The organism is Streptomyces sp. NPDC060209 (assembly GCF_042728155.1).
Classification (GTDB): domain Bacteria; phylum Actinomycetota; class Actinomycetes; order Streptomycetales; family Streptomycetaceae; genus Streptomyces.
Genome location: NZ_JBHWZS010000004.1, coordinates 41,214 through 65,483 on the forward strand (window position 1 = coordinate 41,214; position 24,270 = coordinate 65,483).

Annotated in this window: 18 protein-coding genes; 13 read left to right on the forward strand and 5 right to left on the reverse strand. The window is 71.5% G+C overall.

What is annotated here, in order from left to right:
• Positions 1-41: 41 nt before the first annotated feature.
• Positions 42-1,733, reverse strand: coding sequence for an ABC transporter ATP-binding protein (locus ACFWFI_RS01595; RefSeq protein WP_387384221.1), 1,692 nt, complete (start codon positions 1,731-1,733; stop codon positions 42-44).
• Positions 1,730-2,743, reverse strand: coding sequence for a BMP family protein (locus ACFWFI_RS01600; RefSeq protein WP_387384223.1), 1,014 nt, complete (start codon positions 2,741-2,743; stop codon positions 1,730-1,732). Before ACFWFI_RS01600 ends, ACFWFI_RS01595 begins: the two co-directional genes overlap by 4 nt.
• A gap of 170 nt (positions 2,744-2,913) precedes the next feature.
• On the opposite strand from ACFWFI_RS01600, the gene ACFWFI_RS01605 reads away from it, so the two are divergent.
• On the forward strand, positions 2,914-3,663 hold the full coding sequence (locus tag ACFWFI_RS01605; protein WP_387384225.1) for a GntR family transcriptional regulator: 750 nt from the start codon (positions 2,914-2,916) through the stop codon (positions 3,661-3,663).
• A 45-nt stretch (positions 3,664-3,708) separates the two neighbouring features.
• Here ACFWFI_RS01605 and ACFWFI_RS01610 read toward each other — a convergent pair whose 3' ends face one another.
• Positions 3,709-5,343, reverse strand: a complete 1,635-nt coding sequence (locus tag ACFWFI_RS01610) for a penicillin-binding transpeptidase domain-containing protein (protein WP_387384227.1) — start codon at positions 5,341-5,343, stop codon at positions 3,709-3,711.
• 280 nt (positions 5,344-5,623) lie between these two features.
• The gene (locus tag ACFWFI_RS01615) at positions 5,624-7,390 is read right to left on the reverse strand and encodes a dolichyl-phosphate-mannose--protein mannosyltransferase (RefSeq protein ID WP_387384229.1); all 1,767 of its coding nucleotides are present in this window, start codon (positions 7,388-7,390) and stop codon (positions 5,624-5,626) included.
• A gap of 53 nt (positions 7,391-7,443) precedes the next feature.
• On the opposite strand from ACFWFI_RS01615, the gene rsmI reads away from it, so the two are divergent.
• From rsmI to ACFWFI_RS01650, 7 genes are all read left to right on the forward strand, one after another.
• Complete coding sequence (rsmI, locus tag ACFWFI_RS01620; RefSeq protein WP_387384231.1) at positions 7,444-8,340, forward strand: 16S rRNA (cytidine(1402)-2'-O)-methyltransferase; 897 nt, start codon at positions 7,444-7,446, stop codon at positions 8,338-8,340.
• A 172-nt stretch (positions 8,341-8,512) separates the two neighbouring features.
• Positions 8,513-8,905, forward strand: a complete 393-nt coding sequence (locus ACFWFI_RS01625; protein WP_387384233.1) for a hypothetical protein — start codon at positions 8,513-8,515, stop codon at positions 8,903-8,905.
• A gap of 32 nt (positions 8,906-8,937) precedes the next feature.
• Positions 8,938-9,804 carry a TatD family hydrolase gene (locus ACFWFI_RS01630; RefSeq protein ID WP_387384234.1) on the forward strand — a complete coding sequence of 289 codons (867 nt, stop codon included), beginning with the start codon at positions 8,938-8,940 and terminating at the stop codon, positions 9,802-9,804.
• A 116-nt stretch (positions 9,805-9,920) separates the two neighbouring features.
• On the forward strand, positions 9,921-10,484 hold the full coding sequence (locus ACFWFI_RS01635; protein WP_387384236.1) for a ubiquitin-like domain-containing protein: 564 nt from the start codon (positions 9,921-9,923) through the stop codon (positions 10,482-10,484).
• A 9-nt stretch (positions 10,485-10,493) separates the two neighbouring features.
• Positions 10,494-11,366 carry a 16S rRNA (adenine(1518)-N(6)/adenine(1519)-N(6))-dimethyltransferase RsmA gene (rsmA, locus tag ACFWFI_RS01640; protein ID WP_387384238.1) on the forward strand — a complete coding sequence of 291 codons (873 nt, stop codon included), beginning with the start codon at positions 10,494-10,496 and terminating at the stop codon, positions 11,364-11,366.
• Positions 11,363-12,262 (forward strand): 4-(cytidine 5'-diphospho)-2-C-methyl-D-erythritol kinase, encoded by a 900-nt coding sequence (locus ACFWFI_RS01645; RefSeq protein ID WP_387384240.1) that lies wholly within the window; start codon positions 11,363-11,365, stop codon positions 12,260-12,262. The genes rsmA and ACFWFI_RS01645 overlap by 4 nt, the downstream gene beginning before the upstream one ends.
• A gap of 73 nt (positions 12,263-12,335) precedes the next feature.
• On the forward strand, positions 12,336-13,649 hold the full coding sequence (locus ACFWFI_RS01650; RefSeq protein WP_387384242.1) for an acyltransferase family protein: 1,314 nt from the start codon (positions 12,336-12,338) through the stop codon (positions 13,647-13,649).
• 80 nt (positions 13,650-13,729) lie between these two features.
• Here ACFWFI_RS01650 and ACFWFI_RS01655 read toward each other — a convergent pair whose 3' ends face one another.
• The gene (locus ACFWFI_RS01655) at positions 13,730-14,371 is read right to left on the reverse strand and encodes a lipoprotein (protein ID WP_387384244.1); all 642 of its coding nucleotides are present in this window, start codon (positions 14,369-14,371) and stop codon (positions 13,730-13,732) included.
• 147 nt (positions 14,372-14,518) lie between these two features.
• Here ACFWFI_RS01655 and ACFWFI_RS01660 point away from each other — a divergent pair, with 147 nt between their 5' ends.
• From ACFWFI_RS01660 to ACFWFI_RS01680, 5 genes are all read left to right on the forward strand, one after another.
• Positions 14,519-16,336, forward strand: a complete 1,818-nt coding sequence (locus tag ACFWFI_RS01660; RefSeq protein WP_387384246.1) for an ABC-F family ATP-binding cassette domain-containing protein — start codon at positions 14,519-14,521, stop codon at positions 16,334-16,336.
• A gap of 110 nt (positions 16,337-16,446) precedes the next feature.
• The gene (locus ACFWFI_RS01665) at positions 16,447-18,123 is read left to right on the forward strand and encodes an outer membrane protein assembly factor BamB family protein (RefSeq protein ID WP_387384248.1); all 1,677 of its coding nucleotides are present in this window, start codon (positions 16,447-16,449) and stop codon (positions 18,121-18,123) included.
• A 114-nt stretch (positions 18,124-18,237) separates the two neighbouring features.
• Positions 18,238-19,956 (forward strand): outer membrane protein assembly factor BamB family protein, encoded by a 1,719-nt coding sequence (locus tag ACFWFI_RS01670; protein WP_387384250.1) that lies wholly within the window; start codon positions 18,238-18,240, stop codon positions 19,954-19,956.
• A 334-nt stretch (positions 19,957-20,290) separates the two neighbouring features.
• On the forward strand, positions 20,291-22,165 hold the full coding sequence (locus tag ACFWFI_RS01675; RefSeq protein WP_387384252.1) for an outer membrane protein assembly factor BamB family protein: 1,875 nt from the start codon (positions 20,291-20,293) through the stop codon (positions 22,163-22,165).
• Between the two features lie 58 nt (positions 22,166-22,223).
• Positions 22,224-24,194, forward strand: a complete 1,971-nt coding sequence (locus ACFWFI_RS01680) for an outer membrane protein assembly factor BamB family protein (protein ID WP_387384254.1) — start codon at positions 22,224-22,226, stop codon at positions 24,192-24,194.
• The last annotated feature ends 76 nt before the right edge of the window (positions 24,195-24,270 follow it).

The following is a 24,270-nucleotide window of genomic DNA, read 5'->3' on the forward strand; positions in this document are numbered from 1 at the left end:
GGCCGGCGACCGGACGGGCGCGGGTGCTGCGGGGGAGGGGTTCAGTGCGCGGCTTCGGACGTGCGGCCGGCCTCGGATGTGCGAGCCGCGCTCCCCCCGCCGGATTCCGGGGCGTGCGCGCCGAGCATCAGGGCGCCGATCCGGTCCAGGGCGTCGGGCTCCGACGGATCGACGGGGCCCAGCAGCCTCCCCCGGTAGGCCACGGTGATCCGGTCGCACAGGACGAGGAGTTCGGACAGCTCGCTGGAGACCACCAGCACGCCCGTCCCGGCGGCGGCCGCGTCACGGATACGGGAGTGCACGGCGCCCACCGCCCCGATGTCCAGGCCGCGGGTGGGCTGGGCCGCCGCCAGGCAGACCAGCGGATCGAGCGCCAACTCCCGTGCCAGCACGACCTTCTGCTGGTTGCCGCCGGACAGGGACGACATCAGGGCCCCCGGGCCGTCGGCCCGGATGCCGTGCTCGGTGAGCACCGCGTCCGCGGCGCGGCCCATGGTCCGCCGGTCCAGGAACACCCCGTAGCGCCGGAACCGGCCGAGTCGTCCGAGGAACAGGTTCTCGTCGACCCGCAGTTGTGGCACGCAGCCCTCGTGGAGCCGGTCCTCGGGCACCACACCCAGTCCCGCCCGGCTCCGCTCGCGCGGCGCGGCACGCGTGAGGTCCCGTCCGTCGAGCTCCACACACCCCGCGGCGGGAGTGAGCGAGCCACCGAGCAGCGCCATGAGCTCGCTCTGTCCGTTGCCCTCGACCCCGGCGATCCCGACGATCTCCCCGAACCCGACGTCCAGGGAGACCCCGTCCAGTGCGGAGGTCCCGTCCGCGCGCCGCACACTGACGTCGCGCAGACGCATTGCCGCCGCCGTACGGTCACGGGGCGCGCCGCCGGACTCCACCGGGCCGGACTTCCTACGGCCCTCGGACTCCGCAGCGCCGACGGCCGCGTGCTCGGTGCCGGGGGCCCCGGTCTCCGGGGAGCGCCCGTCGGGGGCCGGCCCGATCGTCCCGGCGAGCCCCGCGTCGAGCGAGCCGGCGGGCCGGCCGATCATCAGCGGCACCAGCCGCTCGGGCGGCAGTTCGGCCAGCGGCCCGCCGCCGGACACCCGCCCGCCGCGCAGCACGGTCGCCGCGTCTCCGGCCCGTGCCACCTCGCCGAGCTTGTGCGTCACCAGGACCACCGCGTGGCCTGACTCGGCGATCCGGCGGCAGGTCACCAGCAGGGCGTCCGTCTCGGCCGGCCCGAGGACGCCCGTCGGCTCGTCCAGCACGAGGAGCCGGGGTTCCCGCAGCAGTGCCTTGACGATCTCGGCGCGCTGGCGCACGCCGACGGGCAGTTCGCTCACCCGTGCGTCGAGGTCCAGCTCGAGTCCGTACTCCTCGCGCACCCGTGCCACCCGCCGCGGCAGGTCCCGCAGGCGCAGCAGGCGCAGGTTCTCCCCGACGGTCAGGGTGGGTACGAGGCTGAAGTGCTGGTGGACCATGGCGATCCCGGAGGCGAGCGCGTCGGCCGGCCGGCGGGGCGCGTAGGGCGAGCCGTACAGGCGCAGGCTGCCCTCGTCCGGGACCAGCGAGCCGCCCACGACATGGCACAGGGTCGACTTGCCGGCGCCGTTCTCCCCGAGCACGCAGTGGACGGTGCCGGACTCGACGACGAGGTCCACCTCGTCCAGGGCCCGCGTCGTGCCGAAGGACTTGGTGAGCCCGGTGATCTCCAGCGCGGGAGCGGCCGTGTTCATCGGGTGGTGATCTCGCCGGCCGTGATCTTCCGCTCCAGCTCGTCGAGCTTCTCGCCCACCGCCGGGTCGGTGGTGTCGCAGAGCACGATGTCGTTGTGCGGCTCCTCGAAGGTCAGGCCGAAGTGGACGGCTTCCGCCTTCCAGTCGCCGGCGACCAGGTGGTCGACCGCGTACTCGATCTCCGCGCCGATGTCCGTCTCCACATATCCGGCGTACGCCGGGTCGCTCCCGCACTTGTGGGCGATCGGACCGCCGATGAGGGCTCCGTCGCGCTGCCCGGCCGCCTGGGCGACCCCCTTGTGGCCGAGGTTGAGGACCTGGCCCAGGACGTCCGCACCGGCGCCGAAGTCGGCGAGCGCGGACTGCTTGGCCTTGGCGACGTCGTTGAAGTCGCCGACGTACTGCGGTGCGAGGACCTTGACGTCCGGGTCTGCCGCCTCGGCACCCCTGCCGAACTCCTTGGCGGCGTTCACGATCGCCGGGAGCTCCGCACCGCCGATGAATCCGACCGTTCCGCTCTCGGAGAGCAGCGCGGACGCCGCCCCGGAGAGGAAGGCCGCCTCGGCCTGCTGCGGGTCGTAGAGCGAGAGGTTCGCGAGGGGCTTGCCGTCGGCGGGGCCCCCGATCTCGGCGAACTTCACCTGCGGGAAGCGGGCCGCGACGTTGCGCACATCGGCGTCGGTCTGGCCGCCGATGGAGATCACGAGGTCGGAGGTGGTGGCGAAGCGGACCAGCGCCTTCTCGTAGTCCGCGGTCGCCACCTGCTCGACCTTGCTGAACTCCACCGTGCCGGCGTGCTGCTTCTCCGCCCGCTGGTATCCGAGGTGGGCCGAGCCCATGAAGCCGTCGTCGGAGAGCGAACCGGGGAAGAGGACGCCGACCTTGAGCGTGCCGCCGTCCTTCCCGCCGTCGGCCGCCGAGGTCCCGCCGCAGGCGGTCAGCAGGAGCAGCCCCGACACGACGGACGCGGCGACGGCGGCGGGAGCGAGGAGAGGTCGGGAAGGTGCCACTGGGATGCCTCCAGGAAACGGGGCCCATGAGCCGGTTAGTGGTATACCGCTATGGCGCCCCAGTTTCCGGGTCGTTTGTTGCCACCGTGTTAGCGAGCGGTTAGCAGTAGCGGACCCGCCGCGTGGTCCGCATACGGTGGGACCGTTCCGATACCGGAGGAAAAGCCTTGGTGACAGCAGCCCGACCGTCCGAGCCGGGACGCCCCTCGCTGCGCGACCTTGCGTACGAGACCCTGCGGCGGCGCATCATCGAGGTCGAACTCCAGCCCGGGGAAAGGCTCGTGGAGCGCGACCTGGCCACGGAGCTGGAGGTCTCGCGCATCCCGCTGCGCGAGGCGCTGCGGCTCCTGGCGGCCGACGGGCTCGTGCTGCTGGTGCCGCACCGGGGGGCGCTGGTCGCGCCCTTCACGCCCGGCGACGTGCGCGACCTCTTCGACGTACGCGAATCGCTGGAGTCCCTCGCGGCACGCCTGGCGGCGGAGCGCGCGGACGAGGACGGGCTGGCCCGCCTGGCTGCCGGCCTGGAGGCCGCCCGCGCCGCGACCCGCGCGCACGACCGTGCCGCGATCGCGGCGGCCAACGCGGCCTTCCACACCGACATCGTCGAGCTCGCGGCCAACGCGCTGCTCAGCGGCGTGATGCGGCCCCTGGAGGCGCGCATGCACTGGCTCTTCCGTCTGACGGCCCAGCGGGACCCGGACCGGCAGTGCGCGGAACACGAGCGGATGTACGAGGCCATCGCCGCGCGCGACGCGGACCTCGCCGCGCGCCTGGCGCACGAACATGTGGCGGACGGCCGCGCCACCAGCCTCGCCCTCGCGGAGCGGTGGTCCCGCCCGGACATCGACCCCGAGGCGATCGCGGCGCGCCGGCGACGCGGGCGGGTTGACGGGGGGAAGCAGACCGGGCCGGAGGCTTGATCCGCCTCCGGCCCGGCCGGTCACATCTGTCCGCGATGCCGCGAGCTACGACCCCGCGCGCAGCACCGCCGCCACCACCGGGCCCGCCGCGTCGCCGCCGTGGCCGCCGGACTGGACGACCGCCGCTGCCGCGAGGTCGTTGCTGAAGCCGGTGAACCAGCTGTTGGACGTGCCCTGCCCGTCGACCTCCGCGGAGCCCGTCTTGGCGCCCTTGTCGCCGCCGACCGAGGCCATGGCCGCCTTGCCGGTGCCCCAGGAGGCGGTGGCCCGCATCATGTCGTTCAGCTGCCGCGTGACGTTCTGCGACAGCGAGCGGGACGCGGTGGCGAGCTGACGGTCGTCCAGGGACTGCGGGACGATGACCGGCTGACGGAACGTTCCGTTGTGGGCGGTCGCCGTGATGGACGCGATGTTGAGCGCGTTCATCTGGACGGTGCCCTGGCCTATGTACTGGGCCGCCGCCTCACCGCCGGTCTCCTCGGGCACGCTCCCGTCGAACGAGACGACTCCGGTCTTCCAGTCCAGGCCGATCCCGAAGACGTCCCGTGCCTCCTTGGCGAGCGCGGTGTCGTCCTTGGTGTCGTCGATCAGTTTGATGAAGGCGGTGTTGCACGAGCGGGCGAAGCTCGTGGTGAACGTGTCTGTGGGCGGGAGCTCGAAGTACTTGAGGTTGTGGAACGTCCGGCTCTGCCAGGTCGCTTCCTTCGGGCACTCGACCGGGCTGTTCGCCGAGACGAGTCCCTTGTCCATCAGCATCGCCGCAGTCATGATCTTCAGGGTTGAGCCGGGCGCCTGCTTGCCCTGCATCGCCGCGTTGAAGCCGGTCGCCGGGTTGTTGGCGACGGCGCGGATCGAGCCCGTGGACGGCTTCACCGCGACCACCGACGCCCCGCTGAACTGCTTGACCGCCTTCTCGGCCGCCGCCTGGGCGTCCGCGTCGAGCGTGGTCTGCAGCTTGCCGGGCTTCCCCTTGGCGAGCGTCAGCAGCGTGGTGTTCACCGCGGACTCGTCAGCGGGCTCGATCCATGTCTCGATGCCCGGGGAACCGCCGGTGCTGTCGCCGTACTTCTCCCGCAGGCTGTCCAGGATCGGCCCGAGCGACGGGTACGTCTCCTTGTCGAGCACCTTGCCGTCGTGGTCGAGGGCCTCGATCGCCGCCGTCGACGACTCGCCGGTCTTCAGCACGGCCCCGTCGGTCAGCTGCGGATGGATCACCGTGGGCTGCCAGTCGACCAGCGCCTTGCCGGTGGTCAGGCCGCGCACCACGGTCAGCTCGGAGGAGTACGACCAGGGCTTGGTCTTCCCGTCGTAGGACACCGTCGCCTTCACCGTGTACGGCACCTTCGTGCCGACGGCGGCACCCGGCGTGATCACGGCTTTCGTGACGTGGGCCTCCTCGGCGTACCCCGTCAGCAGCGGCTCGGCGGCGGACTCGTTGTTCGTGAGCAGGGCGGCGGTCGACGCGTCGCCGGACGCCCATGCCTTGAGGAAGCCCTTGGCGGTCTCCTCGATCTCCTCCTTGCCCGGAGGCCCGGTCTTCACCTCCGAGGAGGCGGATGCGGTCTCCGTGCCCCCGGCTCCGCCCCCGCCCAGCACCACCTCGTACACGCCGTAGCCGAGCCCTCCGGCCACAAGTACGAACACTCCGCCGACCACGGCGACCTTCGCTCCACTGCGCATCTGTGCAGTCCCCCTCCCCAGGAGCCCTCTTGAACGTGTTCAAGAGGATGTCTTCCTTCGGCACTGTACGGGACACCGGTGAGCCCTGGGACGGTTGTTACCGGACCGCGACGCACTCCGAGAGAGCGCTTTCCGCCATGTTCTTCGCAGGCCGGACAGTCCAGGCGTGGCGCGCGGACCCGCATGGACGACGACAGCCCACTGCCCGTACACGGACCACTCGACGGTGTTCCATGGACGGGCAGCGGGCTGTTCACGAGCCTCCGGGACCGCTTCGCCGTTACACCCAGGTGTCCAGCCACATCCGGTCGCGCCAGGAGTTCTCAGGGATCGACATGCCCGTGTAGATCGGCCAGAAGTAGACGAAGTTCCACACGATCAGCAGCACCAGGACGCCCGCCGCGATCACGCCCAGAGTGCGTCTGCGCTCGCCAGTGGGATCGGCCGTGTCCATGCCGAGGCGGTGCTTGGTGCCCGTGCCGGCCGCCGGGCCGATGAGGGCGCCGATCATCATCGTGACCGCCAGACACAGGAACGGCACGAACACGACCGCGTAGAAGAGGAAGATCGTCCGCTCCTGGTAGAAGAACCAGGGCACCCAGCCCGCCGCCACTCCGCACGCGATCGCGCCGGCCCGCCAGTCGCGGCGGAAGAACCAGCGCCACAGGACGTACAGCAGTGCCACGCACGCCGCCCACCAGAGCAGCGGGGTGCCGAGCGCCAGGACCTCGCGGGCGCACTTGCCGGTCTCGGATTCGAGGCAGCCCGTCTTCTCCTCGTAGAAGTACGAGACGGGGCGGCCCAGCACGATCCAGCTCCACGGATTGGACTGGTAGGTGTGGCCGGAGGTGAGGCCGACGTGGAACTCGTAGACCTGGTTCTCGTAGTGCCACAGGCTGCGCAGCCAGTCCGGCAGCCAGGTCCAGCTGCCGCCCTTGCCCTCGGTGGCCGCCCAGTTGCGGTAGTACCCCTTGTCCGTGACGATCCAGCCGGTCCACGAGACCACGTACGTGCCGATCGCGACCGGGACGGTGGAGACGAACGCGGGCAGCAGGTCCTTGAGGACCACGGCCCTGTACGGCTGTACGGCGCCCGCCGTGCGCCTCGCGCCCACGTCCCAGAGCACCGCCATCACGCCGAACGCGGCCAGGATGTAGAGCCCGTTCCACTTCGTGGCGAAGGCCAGGCCGAGCATCAGGCCGGCCGCGATCCGCCACGGGCGCCACCCGAGGCGGAGCGTTTCGGCGATGTGGGCGTCCGGGCGCAGGAGCCCCTCCTCGTCGACCGGGAGGGCGGCTGCCAGCTTGCGGCGGGCCCAGTCGCGGTCGATGAGGAAGCAGCCGAAGGCCGCGAGGACGAAGAACATCAGCACCAGGTCGAGCAGCGCGGTGCGGCTCATCACGAAGTGCAGCCCGTCCACGGCCAGCAGGGTGCCCGCGAGGCAGCCCAGGAACGTCGAGCGGAACAGCCGGCGCCCGATGCGGCACAGCATCAGGACCGAGACGGTGCCGAGCAGCGCCACCATGAAGCGCCAGCCGAACGGGGTGAACCCGAAGAGCTGTTCGCCGAGCCCGATGATCCACTTGCCGACCGGCGGATGGACGACGTAGCCCGGGTCCACCGGGATGTCCACGGAGGACGGGTCCTTGAGGATCAGCTTGTCGACGTCCTTGGGCCAGGAACCCTCGTACCCCTGGTTGACCAGTGCCCAGGCGTCCTTGGCGTAGTACGTCTCGTCGAATATCACCGCCTTCGGGCTGCCCAGGTTCCAGAACCGCAGCACCCCGGCGACCAGGGCGACCAGCAGCGGCCCGCCCCAGGCGGACCAGCGCACCAGGTGCCCGGCGAGGGTCGGAGGCACCGCGAGCACGGTCCAGAACTGGCCGCCGGGGCGGGTGTAGGGCGGGACCAGGCGCTCGCGCAGCCCTGTTTCCGGCCGTGGGGAATGGCCGAAGCGGCGCAGCCGCTGCTGCCAGGAAGGCGGCTGGTCGCCGGCATGATCCCCGGCGTCGTTGCCCTGCTGGGCTTCGGGCGCAGTACTCGTCACCGCGCCATCGTAGGGAACGCATCTGTGCGAGTGGTGCCGCCGGTGCTGGGAGGATGGCCGATGTGACTGGAACGACTGGAACGCTCGTACTCGCAGGGACCCCCATCGGCGACGTGGCGGACGCCCCGCCACGGCTCGCCGCCGAGCTGGAGACGGCCGACGTCGTGGCCGCCGAGGACACCCGGCGGCTGCGCAGGCTCACCCAGGCGCTGGGCATCCATACGACGGGGCGTGTCGTGTCGTACTTCGAGGGCAACGAGTCCGCGCGTACGCCCGAACTCGTCGAGGCGCTGGTCGGCGGCGCCCGCGTGCTGCTCGTCACCGACGCCGGGATGCCGTCGGTCTCCGACCCGGGCTACCGGCTCGTCGCCGCCGCGGTGGAGCAGGACATCAAGGTCACCGCCGTACCGGGCCCCTCGGCCGTGCTGACCGCACTCGCACTGTCCGCCCTGCCCGTGGACCGCTTCTGCTTCGAGGGCTTCCTGCCGCGCAAGGCGGGCGAGCGGCTCGGGAAGCTGCGCGAGGTCGCCGACGAGCGCCGCACGATGGTCTTCTTCGAGGCACCGCACCGGCTGGACGACACCCTGGCCGCGATGGCCGAGGTGTTCGGGGCGGACCGCAGGGCCGCCGTGTGCCGGGAGCTGACCAAGACGTACGAGGAAGTGAAGCGCGGCCCTCTGGGTGACCTCGCCGTCTGGGCGGCCGAGGGCGTGCGCGGCGAGATCACCGTCGTCGTCGAGGGCGCCACGGACTCCGGGAACGAAGGGCTGGACGCCGCCGAGCTGGTGCGCAGGGTGCAGGTGCGCGAGGAGGCGGGGGAGCGGCGCAAGGAGGCCATCGCGGCGGTCGCCGCCGATGCCAAGCTGCCCAAGCGCGAGGTGTTCGATGCGGTGGTCGCGGCAAAGAACGCGGCTCGGACCGGCCAGGAGCAGGGCAAAGGACTAGCCTGAAAAGTAAAGCCCGAGCCGCGTACCGTGCCCTTTGGCCACGGATCGGCCAAAAGCGTTCCAACACTCGGCAGACCTGGTGCGTTGCCGCCGGGGAGGGCGTCCACTTGAGGGTGGAACGCATCATCCGGAGTGCTTGTCCGGAGTGCTTGTCCATCGGACAAGAGGAGCAGGCATGAGTGAGATCGCAGCAACCACCGTGCACGAGGCGTACGCCTTCGCCTGCATGAGGTGTGGGTACGGCTGGGAACAGGCCTACGAGATAGAACACCACGTCGACCACTCGGGCAACGCCTTCGTGGTCTACAAGGCGGACGGACAGCGGGTGCCCTCGCCGCTGTCCACGCCCACCTGCGCGAAGTGCGGCGGCCACGTGGTCCGGATCATGCGGGCCGGCCGGGTCTCCACCGTCCAGCAGCTGCTCCGTCCCCAGCTGACCACGCACCCGAAGAAGGCCGGTGAGGGGACGGCTGCCGAGGAGATGGCCGTAGCGGCCGTGCGGGCCCCCGGGCCCGCGCCCCACCACTGGCAGCTGTCCGATCTGCTGCGTCACTTCCACCGGCGCTGAGAGGGAGCTCATGCCCTCGTAGAGTCGTGGGCATGAGCCGTACCGAAGCCCCGCCGCTCCCCGAACCCCTCAGGGTTCCGGTCGCCGATTCGCACACCCACCTGGACATGCAGGACGGAACCGTCGAGGAGGGCCTGGCCCGCGCCGCGGCGGTCAACGTCACCGCCGTCGTACAGGTGGGCTGTGACGTGAAGGGCTCGCGCTGGGCCGCCGAGACCGCCGCCGCCCACCCCTCCGTGCACGCCTCCGTAGCCCTGCACCCCAACGAGGCGCCCCGCATCGTGCACGGGGATCCGGACGGCTGGTCGCGCCAGGAGGCCCGGGAGCCGGGCGGGAAGGCGGCGCTCGACGAGGCGCTCGCCGAGATCGACGCCCTGGCCGCCCTCGGCCACGTACGCGCCGTCGGCGAGACCGGCCTCGACTACTTCCGTACGGGTCCCGAGGGCATGGCCGCGCAGGAGGAGTCCTTCCGGGCCCACATCGAGATCGCCAAGCGTCATGGCAAGGCCCTGGTCATCCACGACCGTGAGGCCCACGCGGACGTGCTGCGCATCCTCGCCGACGCCGGCGCACCGGAGCGGACCGTCTTCCACTGCTACTCCGGGGACGCCGACATGGCCCGGATCTGCGCGGCGGCGGGGTACTTCATGTCCTTCGCGGGCAACGTCACCTTCAAGAACGCGCAGCCGCTGCGCGACGCGCTGGCCGTCGCCCCCGCCGAGCTCGTGCTCGTCGAGACGGACGCGCCCTTCCTCACCCCCGCCCCGTACCGCGGCCGGCCCAACGCGCCCTACCTGATTCCGGTCACGCTCCGTGCGATGGCCGAGGTGCGGGGCACCGACGAGGACACCCTGGCCGCCGCGGTCTACGACAACACCGCGCGGGCGTTCGACTTCTGAGGTCCGCCGTGCGCTCCGGCCGACACGTTGGGTAATCGTACGACTTTGGAGGGTGACGGGGCCTCCGCTATCGTGCCCGCGCAACGGGGTCGGCAGGCCGGAACTTCTGGAGCGTCGTGGGCCATTCGCAGGGCAGTCACCGCGCGCCGCGCGGCAGTCGGCGTACGACGCAGGCCCCGGCGCGGGCCCCTGTCCCGCCCCCGGCACCGCCGCGCTCCCTGCACGAGGAGCACACGCTCGTCGCCGGGCTGTGGCCGGGCACCCCGCCGGTCCACCACCCCACCGTGCTGGACACCCCGCTGGTGCCCCGGCAGGCGGACCCGCGGAGGGAGACCCGCGGGCACCGGGCGGCCCGGCGGCCCCGTGCTCCACAGAGCCTGCGGCGGATCGTGCCGCGCGCCCTGGTCGTCGCCGTCCTGGCCGGCGGCACCGCCGCGTTCCTCGCCCAGGACAAGGCCGTGCGTGTCAGCGTCGACGGGACGTCTCGCACCCTGCACACCTTCGCGGACGACGTCGGGGAGCTCCTGGAGGCCGAGGGCGTCACGGTCGGCACCCGCGACACCGTCGCCCCCGCCCCCGCCACGGGCCTGGACGACGGCGACGAGGTCGTCGTCCGGCGTGAGACACGCGGCTTCGGGCCCGTGCCGGGCCGTGGCCCCGAGGCCCTGCGGCGGCCGTAGGCTTAACGGGTGAGCACCACTGAGCCCGACGCCCTCCTGGGCCCCGCAGACATCCGCGAGCTGGCCGCAGCGCTGGGCGTACGCCCCACCAAGCAGCGCGGTCAGAACTTCGTCATCGACGCCAACACGGTCCGCAGGATCGTACGGACCGCCGAGGTGCGGCCCGATGACGTGGTGGTCGAGGTCGGACCCGGCCTGGGCTCGCTGACCCTGGCCCTGCTGGAGGCGGCCGACCGGGTCGTCGCCGTGGAGATCGACGACGTGCTCGCGGGCGCGCTGCCGGCCACGGTCGCCGCACGGCTGCCGAAGCGCGCCGACCGATTCGCACTGGTCCACTCGGACGCGATGCTGGTGAAGGAACTGCCCGGCCCCGCGCCCACCGCGCTGGTCGCCAACCTTCCCTACAACGTCGCCGTGCCGGTGCTGCTCACCATGCTGGAGCGGTTCCCCACCATCGAGCGGACGCTCGTGATGGTGCAGGCCGAGGTCGCCGACCGGCTGGCCGCCCGGCCCGGCAACAAGGTCTACGGCGTGCCGTCGGTCAAGGCCAACTGGTACGCCGACGTCAAGCGCGCCGGGTCGATCGGCCGCACGGTGTTCTGGCCCGCGCCCAACGTCGATTCGGGGCTCGTGTCCCTGGTCCGGCGTACGGAACCGATCCGGACGACCGCGAGCAGGACAGAGGTCTTCGCCGTCGTGGACGCAGCCTTCGCCCAGCGCCGCAAGACGCTGCGCGCCGCCCTGGCGGGCTGGGCGGGCTCCGCACCGGCCGCCGAGGCCGCCCTGACCGCCGCGGGGATCTCGCCGCAGGCACGTGGCGAGGCGCTGACCGTCGAGGAGTTCGCCGCCATCGCCGAGAACAAGCCGGAGCCCTCCGCATGACCCGCAGCGTCACCGTCCGCGTACCCGCCAAGGTCAACGTGCAGCTCGCGGTGGGCGCCCCCCGCCCCGACGGCTTCCACGACCTGGCCAACGTCTTCCTCGCCGTCGGCCTGTACGACGAGGTCACCGTCACCCCGGCCGACGCCCTGCGCGTCACCTGCTCCGGACCCGACGCGGCCCAGGTCCCGCTGGACACCACGAACCTGGCGGCCCGCGCCGCGATCGCCCTGGCCGCCCGGCACGGCATCGCCCCCGATGTGCACATCCACATCGCCAAGGACATCCCCGTCGCCGGCGGCATGGCGGGCGGCAGCGCCGACGGCGCCGCCGCCCTGCTGGCTTGCGACGCCCTGTGGGCCACCGGCGCGAGCCAGGAGGAACTGCTGGAGATCTGCGCCGAGCTCGGCAGCGACGTGCCGTTCAGCCTGATCGGCGGGGCGGCGCTCGGGGTCGGCCGAGGTGAGCAGCTGACCACCGTCGAGGTCGGCGGCACCTTCCACTGGGTCTTCGCCGTCGCCGACGGCGGGCTCTCCACCCCCGCGGTGTACGGCGAGTTCGACCGGCTCACCGCCGGTACGCGGGTACCCGAGCCGACAGCCTCCCCCGCGCTCCTGACCGCCCTGCGCAAGGGGGACGCCACCGCGCTCGCGGACGCCCTCGGCAACGACCTCCAGGCCGCCGCCCTCTCCCTGCGCCCCTCGCTGGCCGACACCCTCGCGGCGGGCACCGCCGCGGGCGCCCTGGCCGCACTGGTCTCGGGATCCGGGCCGACCACGGCGTTCCTGACCGCCGACGAGGACTCGGCGCACAAGGTGGCCGACGCCCTGCTGGCCTCGGGCACCTGCCGCAACGCCCGGGTGGCGGCATCCCCGGCCGCGGGCGCCACCGTCGTCTGACAGCCGGTACTCAGACGGGAATTGAGTACGGTCGCGCTGCCGCCCTCCCGGGGCCCGGCGCGACCGTATGCGCATGGGATCACACGTTCGTGAACTGGCCGAGGCGACACCCGTCACCCGGGACCGCTACATCGACCTGCTGCGCGTCCTCTCGCTCGGCACGGTCGTCCTCGGCCACTGGCTGATGGCCGCCGTCACCACCGACGGGGTCGGCAACCTCCTCGCCGTCGTGCCGGGACTCCAGCTGCTCACCTGGGTCCTCCAGATCATGCCGGTGTTCTTCTTCGTCGGCGGCTTCTCCCACGCACTGTCCTACCGGTCCCTGCTCCGCAGGCGCCCCGAGGACTCCACGAGCTCCGTGTACCCGTCCTTCCTGCGCGCCCGGCTGCAACGGCTGCTGCGGCCGACCATGGTCTTCGTCCTGGTGTGGGGTGCCGCCGCGCTCGTCGTCCAGCTCCTCGGCGGCGGAGGCGGACTGACCGGTGTGACGCTGCGGCTGGTGACCCAGCCCCTCTGGTTCATCGGTATCTACCTGGCGATGGTCGCGTTCACCCCGGCCCTGCTGAAGCTGCACGACCGCTACGGCTGGGGTGCGTTCGCCGCGCTCGCGGGAGCCGCCGCCACCGTGGATCTCCTGCGCTTCGCGGCAGGTGTCCCGTACGTCGAGTTCCTCAACTTCGCGTTCGTCTGGCTCGCGGTGCACCAGCTCGGCTTCCTGCGCGCCGACGGTCGCATCCGCCGGCCCGCGTTCCTCGCCGGTGCCGGGCTCGCCGCCGCCGTCGCGCTGGTGGCCCTCGGCCCGTATCCGCTCTCCATGGTCGGCATGCCCGGGGAGAAGATCAGCAACATGGCGCCCCCCACCCTCGCCCTGCTCGGGCACGGCCTCTGGCTGGTCGGGGCCGTCGAACTGCTGCGGGCCCCCGGAGCCCGGCTCGTCGCCCGGCCCCGCGTCTGGCGCGCGGTCGTCGCCGCCAACGGCGTCGCGATGACCGCGTTCCTCTGGCACCTCACCGCGATGCTGGGCGTGTACGGGGCGATGCTCGCCCTCGGCATTCCGCTGCCCGAGCCGGCCACCGGCGCCTGGTGGGCGCAGGTCCCGGTGCGGATGGCCGCCGCAGCCACGGTCACCGCGGTCCTCGTCGCGGCCTTCCGTACGTTCGAGCGCCCCGTCGGTGTCGTCCCCGGCAGGGCGGCGAGCGGCGCGGGAGCCGTCTCGGCGGTCGGCGTGACCCTCGCCCTGCTCGGCGTGCTGGGCCTGTCCACGGTCGGCTACGCGGGACTGCTGGAAGGTCACACCGCACTGCTGATCGCCGTCCACGTCAGCGCCCCCGCGGCCGTGGCGATGGCCCTCGGCGGCTGGCTGCTGGTCGAACGGGCGGGGCGGTGACCGGCGCTCGGGCTTGCGCGAAAACCGGTGCTCGTCGGTGATCAGGCCGGGCGTGGCTCCGTGGTGCGCCGAGAGGTCCCTCAGCCGGTCTTCAGGCTGCTCTTCGCCAGCTCGTACGCCGGGAGCATCTCCTGGTGCTCCTGGGAGTCCAGTCCGCCCAGGTGCACCACCACCGGGCCGTCCGGCGTCGTGACCGCGAAGGCGTGCTCGGTCTTCGGCTCGTCCAGCAGCTCGCCGCTCACGGTGTACCCGACCTCGGCGGCGGTCAGCGAACCCGCCCTGACCTCGGAGTACGCGGCCTTGCTCGCGTTCGGATCGGCGGCCACGAAGGCCTCCAGCACCTTGCGGGCGTCGGTGCCGGACGGCTTCCCCTGCCACACCCGGATGTATCCGATGTTCCCCGCCGGCTTCGCGTCGATCTCGCAGACCATCGTGACCGGCCCCTGCTCGCCCAGCGCGGCCAGGTCGGAGCCGGGCTCCACCGTGACGGCCTCCGGCTTCCAGTCCGCCGCCAGGTCGAAGGTCACCGGCAGCTCACAGGCAGAGCCCGCGCCGCCGAGCGTGCCGCCCGTCTTCGCGGTGGTGCTCTCCGCGGCCTTCGAGGGGACGGCGTCCCCGTTCTTGCCCGTGTCACCGCCGCCGTCGTCGGACGACGAACAACCGGCCAGTGCCACCGTCGCCACGATCACCGAAACCAAGGCACGCCCAGCGCCACGCATCATGAAGTCCCCACCCCAGAGATGTTCCGAACCGCTCCGACCTGGGGTTACTCCCCTAGATCGATCGCCGCACGCTATCGCACCCCGCGCGGCGACTACTCTGGGACGTCGAGCGGTCCCCGACGCAGGGATCCCCTAGGCAGGAGTGAAATGGCCGTCAATCTGGTCAATGTCGAGCAGGTCAGCAAGGTGTACGGCACCCGTGCCCTGCTCGACGGTGTATCCCTCGGGGTCTCCGAGGGCGACCGGATCGGCGTCGTCGGCCGCAACGGCGACGGCAAGACGACGCTCATCCGGATGCTCGCCAAGCTGGAGGAGGCGGACACCGGCCGGGTCACCCACAACGGCGGGCTGCGCCTCGGTGTCCTCACCCAGCACGACTCGCTGGATCCCCAGGCCACCATCCGGCACGAGGTGATCGGCGACCTCGAGGACCACGAGTGGGCGGGCAGCGCCAAGATCCGCGATGTGCTGACCGGGCTCTTCGGCGGCCTCGCGCTCCCCGGCTTCGAGCACGGCCTGGACACCGTCATCGCCCCGCTCTCCGGCGGTGAGCGGCGCCGGATCGCGCTGGCCAAGCTGCTCATCGGCGAGCCGGACCTGATCGTCCTCGACGAGCCCACCAACCACCTCGACGTCGAGGGCATCTCCTGGCTGGCGGGGCACCTGCGCGCCCGCCGCTCCGCACTCGTCTGCGTCACCCACGACCGGTGGTTCCTCGACCAGGTCTGCACCAGCATGTGGGACGTCCAGCGCGGCTCGGTCCACGAGTACGAGGGCGGCTACAGCGACTACGTGTTCGCCCGGGCCGAGCGGGAGCGGATCGCCGCGACCGAGGAGTCCAAGCGGCAGAACCTGATGCGCAAGGAGCTGGCCTGGCTGCGGCGCGGCGCCCCCGCGCGCACGTCCAAGCCGCGCTACCGCATCGAGGCCGCCAACGAGCTGATCGCCGACGTGCCGCCCCCGCGCGACACCAGCGAGCTGATGAAGTTCGCCAACGCCCGGCTCGGCAAGACCGTCTTCGACCTGGAGGACGTGACCGTCCAGGCCGGACCCAAGACCCTGCTCACCAACCTCACCTGGCAGCTCGGCCCCGGTGACCGCATCGGCCTGGTCGGCGTGAACGGCGCGGGCAAGACCTCGCTGCTGCGTGCCCTCGCCGAGGCGTCCCGCAGCCAGGGCGACGTACAGCCCGCCGCCGGGAAGGTCGTCGTCGGCAAGACAGTCAAGCTCGCCTACCTCTCCCAGGAGGTCGCCGAGCTCGACCCGAACCTGCGGGTGCTCGAAGCGGTCCAGCAGGTGCGCGACCGGGTCGACCTCGGCAAGGGCCGTGAGATGACGGCCGGTCAGCTCTGCGAGCAGTTCGGCTTCGTCAAGGAGAAGCAGTGGACTCCGGTCGGCGACCTGTCCGGTGGTGAGCGGCGGCGTCTCCAGATCCTGCGCCTGCTGATGGACGAGCCCAACGTCCTCTTCCTCGACGAGCCCACCAACGACCTGGACATCGAGACGCTGACCCAGCTGGAGGACCTCCTCGACGGCTGGCCCGGGTCGATGATCGTGATCTCCCACGACCGGTTCTTCATCGAGCGGACCACGGACAAGGTGATGGCGCTCCTCGGCGACCGGGCGCTGCGGATGCTGCCGCGCGGTATCGACGAGTACATCGAGCGCAGGCAGCGCATGGAGGCGACGGCCACCCCCGCCTCCGCCGCCGGGTTCCCGGCGTCCAAGGCGGCCCCGGCCGAGGCCGTCTCGCCGCAGGCCGCGCGTGCCGCGAAGAAGGAACTGCAGAAGGTCGAGCGTCAGCTCGACAAGATGTCGACGAAGGAGACGTCGCTGCACGCGCAGATCGCCGACAACGCCACCGACTTCGGGAAGGTCGCCGAGCTCGACGCGGAGCTGCGCGAACTGGTCGCGGAACGCGACGTGTTGGAGATGCGCTGGCTGGAGCTGGCCGAGGACGCCTGACGGGCTGTTCGGTCCGGCCCGGAGGCCGGGCCCGGGCGGGTGGTAGAAAGTAGGCCCGCCCGGGTTGACGTGACCCTGCGGAGCTATGTCCGTACGAGGGGATTCCGCCGATGACTCAGCCTTCCGGCCAGAAACCGCAGGAAGGCTTCGGGGCACCGTACGACCCGCCGCCCGGGACCCCGTCGGCCCCCGCACACGGGTACGGCTACCCGTCCGCGCCGGGGCAGACCCCTGGACCGTACGGGCAGCAGCCGGGGCCGTACGGGCAGCCGGCGCAGGGCGGTTACGGCTTTCCGCCGCAGCTGCCGACGGTCACGGCGCCGGGCGGGCCTGCGGGTCCCGGTGGCGGAGGCCGCTTCAAGGGCAGGACCGGCGTGGTCGTCGGCGCAGTGCTCGCCCTGGTCCTGATCGCCGGCGGCGGCACCTGGTTCGCCCTGAGCGGCGACGACGGGAGGAAGCCCGCCGCCGGCGGGGCGTCGGACCCCTCCCCCTCGGCGGAACAGGCCGACGACAAGGGCGACGGGGCGAGCGACGCGAAGCTGGCGGCACAGCTCGATGCCCGGCGCGAACCGGGCGAGGCGAAGGTCCGCTGGCTGCAGAGCCTGGGTGCGGACCTCCCTGGAAGGGCCATGGGCGTGTACGGGCCCTGGCAGGCCGGTGACATCGTCGCCAAGGCCATGTACCGCACCGTGTCGGGCTATTCCATGGCTGACGGCAAGCAGCGGTGGAGCCTGCGGATGCCCGACGACATCTGCGCGGCGCCCACCCGGCCGACCGAGGACGGCAAGATCGTCGTCGTGGTCGAGGCGAAGGAGTCCGACAACGGCACGGACTGCACCGTCCTTCAGATGATCGACCTGCGGACGGGGAAGCCGGGCTGGAAGAAGACCCTGGAGAAGGCCGCCGTAGCGGAGACCGAGAAGCGGGTCGTCATGGCGGCGAACGGCGACACGGTGACGTACTCCCGCCCCGGCCACGTCCACACCTACCGGGTGGGTGACGGGCAGGAGTTGTTCGGCACGCAGCCTCGCGAGTGCCGGTCCTACGCGTTCCTCAGCGGAGCCCGGATGCTCGCGGTCGCGGACTGCCCGGGCGGTAATACGGTCCAGGAGTTCGACCCCGGCTCCGGGAAGAAGAAGTGGGAGTACGCGGTCGAGAAGGACTGGTTCATCGACCAGGTCCACTCCGTCAGCCCTCTTGTCGTCTCGGTGCAGAAGGGCGACCAGTGGCGGCTCCTAGCCCTGCGGGACAACGGCACCCTCCGCTCGCACATCGAGCTGGGTACCCGGGACGTCGATCTCGGGTTCGCCGACTACGAGGTGAGGTGCGGGGGATATCTGGTGGTGACCCGCAACAGGGACGACTGCGCGGGAGTCGCGGCGGACAGCGACACGTTCTACGTGTCGACCAAGCGGAAGCATGTCGAATTCGACGTCGACAACCGGATCGTCGCCTTCGACCTGAACACCGGCGAGCAGAAGTGGACGGCCGACGCCCCGCCGGGACGGAGGATGGAGCCGTTGCGCATGGAGGACGGGAACCTGCTGCTCTACATGGCGGCGACCAAGACGCAGGGAGGCGGGATCGCCACGCTCCCGCCCACCGGAGGGACCCCGCGGACGCTGCTGACCCACCCGGCTTCGGCGGCCACGATCGAGGCGGACATGATCGCGGCCGAGGTCGTCTACGAGGACGGCCGTTCCCTGCTCACCCGGCCGTTGGTCGGTACCGCCGAGGACGACGACGTCGAGGCGGACATGAAGACGATGATCGCCTTCGGCGAGTGACCTGGCTCCCGCCGGGATCAGCGGGCGGCCCGGTGCGCGGACGGTGGTAGAAAGAAGATCCGTTCGACCGCCTGGGCGAACCGGGCGCCGGACCGCACGAAGGGGGACGTGCTGATGACCCAGCCGCCGCAGGGAGACTTCGGAGCACCGTACGACCCGTCGCCGGGGGCTCCTCAGCCGGCGCCCGGGTACGGGTACCCGCCTCAGCAGCCGGGGCCGTACGGCCGGCAGCCCGGTCCGTACACCCAGCCGCCGGGGCCGTACGTTCAGCAGCCGGGCCCGTACACCCAGCAGCCCGGTCCGTACGGCCGGCAGCCGGGGTACGGGTACCCGCCGCAGCCGCCGACGGTGGTGGCCGCACCGGGCGGGCCTGCGGGTCCCGGTGGCGGTGGACGCTTCAGGGGCAGGACCGGCGTGGTCGTCGGCGCCGTACTCGCCGTGGTGCTGCTGGCCGGCGGCGGCATCTGGCTCGCCACGGGCGACGACGGAGGCGGGAGGAAGCCCGTCGCCGGGCCGAGCGACGTCACCGGCAAGCCGAGCGCCTCGCCCACAGTCGGCAAGGACGACGACAAGAGCGTCGCCGGACCGACCGCCGCCGAGCTCAACTCGGGGCGCGAGCCCGGCGAGGCGAAGGTGGCGTGGCTGGCCGAGAACGGGGTCGACCTCCCGGAGTACGGGGAGGAGACGCACGGGCCCTGGTTCTCCGGCGACATCATCGCCAAGGGCATGTACCGCAAGGTGACCGGCTACGCGGTGACCGACGGGGCCGAGAAATGGAGCCTGGCGCTGCCCACGGACCTGTGCGCCTCGCCCACCGCCCCCACGGCCGACGGCAAGGTGGTCGTCGGCATCGAGGACAACGTCTCGGAGTCGGAGGCGTCCTGCTCCGTCCTGCAGATGATCGACCTGCGTACCGGCAAGGCGGGCTGGAGGAAGACGGTCGACAGGTCCGCGATGCAGGACGGCCTGTCGCACGTCGCCATGTCGATCAGCGGGAACACGGTGACCTTCGGCCGCAACACCGCCTCCGACGCCTTCCGCGTCAGCGACGGCAAGGAACTGTTCGGCAGGCGCGAAGGCGTCTGCCAGCCCTTCGCCTTCACCGGCGGCGACAGGATGCTCGCGGCCGTCAGCTGCCAGGCGGAGCCGGCCGATCCCGTCCGCCAGCAGGTCCAGGAAGTCGACCCGGTCACCGGGGCACCGAAGTGGACGTACGAACTGAAACCCGGCTGGTCGGTCGCGCACGTCTACTCCGCGCGTCCACTCGTCATCTCGATCCAACAGCCGGAGAAGTGGGCGGTCGTCGTCCTGAACGACAACGGGACCTACCGTTCCCAGATGGTGGGCGACGACGAGGACTACGCCGTCCGTTGCGGGGAGGGATCCGTGGAGATGGGCAGCAACCTGGACGGCTGCGCGGGGGTCGCGGCGGATGCGAGCAGGTTCTACCTCTCGACCCTGCCCGATCCCGGCGCGAAGACCGAGACCAACAAGGTCGTCGCGTTCGACCTGGCCACCGGCAAGTCGCTGTGGAAGGCGCCCGCTCCGGGTGGCCGGCTCATGCTGCCGTTGGGTGTGGAGGGCGGGAAGGTGCTGGTCCATGTGGAGGCCGCGTACCGCAAGAGCGGTGAGACCGGCACGCTGGAACCGTCCACCGGGGCGTTCACGACTCTGCTGAAACACCCGTCGTCCGCGGCCGACACCGAGAACTCGCTCTACGAGCCCAAGGCTGCCTACCGGGACGGCCGTTCCTTCCTGCTCCCGCAGCGGATCAGCCAGGACGAGGACGAGGAGGAGAAGGCGGCGACCGCCGTGCTGGTCTTCGGCGAGTGAGGGCGGGAATGCGAGGATCCTGTGAAACGTGCACCTCGCGTGCGGAGTTGACGGAGCGTCGGGGAATCGCGCCCCGCATGGCCGCGACAGGCGCGTAACGACGGCATCACGGCCCGGTTCTCCCTTGGGAACAGGGCATGGACCGATCCGGTGCCCGGTGTGGTGCGGGTGGTACAAAGAAGCCCCGCTCGACTGTCGTAACGCCGCGGAAGCCATGCCCGATTCGCTCCTTTCCGGGGGGAATTCAGAGATTTCTTGCACCTGATCCCTGAGCCCAGCGGAATCGCGGGGGAGACCGGACCGAGCACCGGACCGCACGAAGGGGGACGTGCTGATGACCCAGCCGCCCAGCCAGCAACCGCCGCAGGGGGGCTTCGGGGCTCCGCAGGAACCGCAGGGCACTGCTCAGCCACCCCAGCCGCAGTCACCACCGGCCGCTCCGCCCCAGATGCCGCCCGCCCCTCCGCAGGCGCCGCCCCCGGGGGCGCCGCAGACGCCCCCCGCACAGCCGGGTTACGGCTACCCGCAGGCCCCGGGTGCCCAGCCCGGCTACGGCTATCCCCAGGCACCCGGCCAGGCACCCGGCCAGGCACCCGGACCGTACGCCCAGCAGCCCGGCCCGTACGGCGCCCCGCCCGGACCGTACGCGCAGCAGGCGGGACCGTACGGGCAGCAGCCCGGTCCGTACGGACAGCAGCCCGGTTACGGCTACCCGCAGCAGCAGTACCCCGGCGCTCCCGCGCCCGGCGGTTCCGGCGGCGGCCCCTTCAAGGGCAAGCCCGCCGTCATCATCGGTGCGGCTCTCGCGGTGCTCCTCGTCGTCGGCGGCGGCATCTTCTTCGTCACGAGCGGTGGCGACGACGACCCGAAGAAGCCCGTCTCCAAGTCCAGCGGCGACGCCGTGGGCCCGAGCGCCTCGCCCAGCGTCGACCAGGGCGACGGAAAGGGCGACGGCCGCGAGGCGAACGACGACCTGAACGCCGGGCGCAAGGACGGCGAGGCGAAGGTCCTCTGGCTGACGAAGAACGACATCGACCTGCCCCGCAACGGCGCGGACGTGTACGGCCCGTGGATCGTCGGGGACACGCTGGTCAAGGGCATGTACCGCTCGGTCACCGGCTACTCGGCCGCCGACGGCAAGCAGAAGTGGGCCCTTCCGCTGCCCGCGGACATGTGCGCGGCACCCGGGGCGCCCACGGCCGACGGCAAGATCGTCATCGGCGTGATGAACGGCACCACGGACAAGGCCGACTGCTCCGATCTGCAGATGATCGACCTCAACACCGGCAAGGCCGGATGGAAGAAGTCGATCACGAAGAACGGCACCTGGGACCTGCTGTCCGACATCGGTCTGGCGATCAGTGGTGACACCCTGACCGTCGGCCGTACGAGCAACTCCAACGCCTACCGGGTCAGCGACGGCAAGGAGCTGTTCGGCAAGCCGTCGGGCAACTGCCAGCCGTTCGCCTTCGCCGGCGGCCCCAAGCTCATCGCCGCGGTCAGCTGCCGCACCGACGACGTGGACAACCCGCAGCACCAGGTCCAGGAGGTCGACCCGACCACCGGGAAGGCCAAGTGGACGTACCAGCCCAAGCGCGGCTGGGAGATCGACAAGGTCTACTCGGTGAGCCCCCTCGTCGTCTCGCTGACCCAGCGCGAGGAGAAGAAGTGGTCCATCCTCGCGCTCAAGGAGGACGGAACGCTCCGCTCCCAGCTGGTCGGTGACAAGGAGGACAACTTCGCCGTGGACTGCGGGAACGACTTCGCGATCTTCGGCGAGAAGCTCGAAGGCTGCAGCGGTCTCGCCGCCGACGCCAACACCTTCTACATGATGACCGAGGACGACACCAGCGGCAGCGGCCGCACCAACAAGGTCATCGCGTTCGACCTGAACACCGGCAAGACCAAGTGGAAGTCCGCGGCCCCCGCCGAGCGCACCATGAAGCCGCTGCGCATGGAGGGCGGCAACGTCCTGGTCTACCTGGAGCCCTCGTACGACAAGGGCGGGGCCATCGCGACGATCGCACCCACCGGAGGCGCGCCCAAGGTGGTGCTGCAGCACCCGGACTCGACGACGCAGATCGAGAACTTCTTCTCGTCCAAGATCGCCTACGTGGGCGGCCGTTCCTTCGTCGTCAGCGACCGCGTCAGCGCGAGCAACGACGAGGAGGAGAAGGAGCAGACGACCATGATGGCCTTCGGCAAGTGACGGCCGACGACGGCAACCGCAGCCCCTTCTTCTCAGACTCCGCAGAGGTACGTACTCCATGACCCAGCCGCCCCAGCCGCCCAACGAACCGCCCCAGGGCGGATTCGGAGCCCCGCAGGACCCGCCGCCCGGCGGATTCGGCGCGCCCACCCCGCCGCCCTCCGACCCGTTCGGCAAGCAGCCCCCCGCCGCGCCGCCCACTCCGCCCGCGGGTGGCTACGGCAGCCCGCCGCCCCCGCCGGCGGGTGGTTACGGCAGCCCGCCGCCCCCGCCGGCGGGTGGTTACGGCAGCCCGCCCACCCCGCCCGCCGGTGGTTACGGCAGCCCGCCGCCCCCGCCCGCCGGTGGCTACGGCGCTCCGCAGCCGACCCCGCCCGGGCAGCCGCCGCAGAACCCCGCGTACGGCTACCCGCAGGCGCCGCCGCCCGGCCAGCCGCCGACCCAGCCCGGCTACGGCTTCCCGCAGGGACCGCCGCCCGGACAGCCCGGCATGCCTCCGCAGCAGGGGTACGGCTACCCGACCGCCCCGATGCACCCGCAGTACGCGGCGCCCCAGCCGGGCGGCGGCAAGAAGTTCAGCACCCAGATGCAGATCATCGTGGCCGCGGTCGTGGCCGTGGTGCTGATCGTCGGCGGCGGAGTCTTCTACGCCTCCAGCGACAGTGACGACGGCGGCAAGCAGGACGACGCGGCCTCGGCCGGAACCACCGGCGGCGAGGGCAAGGGCGGCGAGGGCGACGGCCTGGCCGGCGGGGCCGAGAAGGCCCCGTCCGACACCAAGTCCAAGGTCGGCTTCCAGCTTCCCCACCCGAAGGTCACCGACACCACGGTCGTCGCCGGCTCCTGGGTCACGGACAAGGTGTACGTGAAGACCGGCGTGTACGAGATCGTCGGCTACGACCTCGCCAAGGGCACCAAGGTCTGGTCGATCCCGCTGACCGGCCAGGTCTGCGCCGCGTCCCGGCACATGAGCAAGGACTACAAGACGGCCGTCGCCTTCGAGGAGGGCAAGCCGAGCGCCGCGGACAAGTACCCCTCCTGCACCCAGGTCGGCGCGCTCGACCTGGCCACCGGCAAGCTCATGTGGAGCAAGTCCGTCACCTCCGCGTCCAGCGGCGACGAGCCCGTCAGGTTCGGCGAGGTCACGCTCAGCGGCTCCACCGTCGCCGCGGGCGGGACCAGCGGCGGCGCCGCCTTCAACCTCGCGAACGGCGCCGAGCTCTGGAAGCCCAAGGCCGACACCAACAACTGCTACGACATGGGCTACGGCGGCGGCGAAGCCCTCGCGGTGGTCCGCAAGTGCGGCAGCTACGACGATCCGCAGCTCACCGTCCAGGCGCTGAACCCGGCCACCGGTGCACCGCTCTCCTCGTACAACATGCCGGCCGGCGTCGAGTACGCGAGCATCGTCTCCACCAAGCCGCTCGTCGTCGCCGCCGATGTCGGCGACACCGCCGGTGACGGCAGCAGCATCTCGGACTTCTTCTCCATCGACGCGGCCACCGGCAAGCTCATCGTCCGGATCTCGGCCGACGCGGACAAGTACGCCGCGGACTGCGGCTCCACCGAGGTCGAGCAGTGCACCTCCCTGGCCGTCGGCAACAACAAGATCTACGTGCCGACCGAGGAGCACGAGGGCGGTGGCGAGTACGGCGACACCAACGAGATCGTGGCCTTCGACCTCACCACCGGCAAGCTCGTCGGAGGCAAGGCGGACGCGGGCGACCGCTACACGCTGACCCCGCTGCGCATGGACGGCTCCAACGTCATCGCGTACAAGCAGCCCCCGTACGACAAGGGCGGCCAGATCGTCTCCATCGACGGCTCCTCCTTCAAGGAGACCGTGCTGATGGTCAACCCGGACGACGAGGCGGTGCGTGACGCGGAGACCAGCTTCTCCACCGACTACGCCGAGTTCATCTACGAGAAGGGCCGGCTGTTCATCTCCGAGAAGATGGTCAGTGAGCCCAGCAAGTCCAGCTCGTTGGACGACAAGCAGTACCTCGTCGTCTCCTTCAGCACCGTCTGACCCGCCCGGCCCGTTCACGGGTCAGCAGTCACGGCCCTGCCGGTTGATCACCGACCGGCAGGGCCGATCGTTTTCC

Coding starts and splice junctions, on each gene's coding strand:
- ACFWFI_RS01630 (WP_387384234.1), top strand. CDS start 8,938: ATGAGCCGTACCGAAGCCCCGCCGCTCCCCGAACCCCTCAGGGTTCCG.
- ACFWFI_RS01595 (WP_387384221.1), bottom strand. CDS start 1,733: ATGAACACGGCCGCTCCCGCGCTGGAGATCACCGGGCTCACCAAGTCC.
- ACFWFI_RS01680 (WP_387384254.1), top strand. CDS start 22,224: ATGACCCAGCCGCCCCAGCCGCCCAACGAACCGCCCCAGGGCGGATTC.
- ACFWFI_RS01645 (WP_387384240.1), top strand. CDS start 11,363: ATGACCCGCAGCGTCACCGTCCGCGTACCCGCCAAGGTCAACGTGCAG.
- ACFWFI_RS01610 (WP_387384227.1), bottom strand. CDS start 5,343: ATGCGCAGTGGAGCGAAGGTCGCCGTGGTCGGCGGAGTGTTCGTACTT.
- ACFWFI_RS01660 (WP_387384246.1), top strand. CDS start 14,519: ATGGCCGTCAATCTGGTCAATGTCGAGCAGGTCAGCAAGGTGTACGGC.
- ACFWFI_RS01665 (WP_387384248.1), top strand. CDS start 16,447: ATGACTCAGCCTTCCGGCCAGAAACCGCAGGAAGGCTTCGGGGCACCG.
- rsmI (WP_387384231.1), top strand. CDS start 7,444: ATGGCCGATGTGACTGGAACGACTGGAACGCTCGTACTCGCAGGGACC.
- ACFWFI_RS01670 (WP_387384250.1), top strand. CDS start 18,238: ATGACCCAGCCGCCGCAGGGAGACTTCGGAGCACCGTACGACCCGTCG.
- ACFWFI_RS01655 (WP_387384244.1), bottom strand. CDS start 14,371: ATGATGCGTGGCGCTGGGCGTGCCTTGGTTTCGGTGATCGTGGCGACG.
- ACFWFI_RS01675 (WP_387384252.1), top strand. CDS start 20,291: ATGACCCAGCCGCCCAGCCAGCAACCGCCGCAGGGGGGCTTCGGGGCT.
- ACFWFI_RS01650 (WP_387384242.1), top strand. CDS start 12,336: ATGGGATCACACGTTCGTGAACTGGCCGAGGCGACACCCGTCACCCGG.
- ACFWFI_RS01625 (WP_387384233.1), top strand. CDS start 8,513: ATGAGTGAGATCGCAGCAACCACCGTGCACGAGGCGTACGCCTTCGCC.